Below are 254 nucleotides of genomic sequence, written 5' to 3' on the forward strand. Positions count from 1 at the left end.
CTTTATTTTTGTCTTCAAGAGTAAATTGATAAATTCTCTCATGACTGATAGAAAACAGACCCCAGCGTTTGGCATAACCGCTAATTTGCTCTGGGCTCCAATCTTCCAATAATTTTTCTTTGACAAATTCAGCAACTTCTTTAGTAAATTTGTAGAAATATCTTTTTGCTTTTCTTCTCTCATTCGCATATGTTTGCGCATAATCCGGCTTGTAAGTCCAATAACCTAATCTTGTTCTTACAAACGTAATATTA

Annotated in this window: 1 pseudogene; it reads right to left on the bottom strand. The window is 33.5% G+C overall.

What is annotated here, in order from left to right:
• A pseudogene (locus tag Ldro_RS16500) lies at positions 1-254 on the bottom strand (IS30 family transposase); the annotation flags it as partial.

The sequence above is a fragment of the Legionella drozanskii LLAP-1 genome (assembly GCF_001467585.1).
Classification (GTDB): domain Bacteria; phylum Pseudomonadota; class Gammaproteobacteria; order Legionellales; family Legionellaceae; genus Tatlockia; species Tatlockia drozanskii.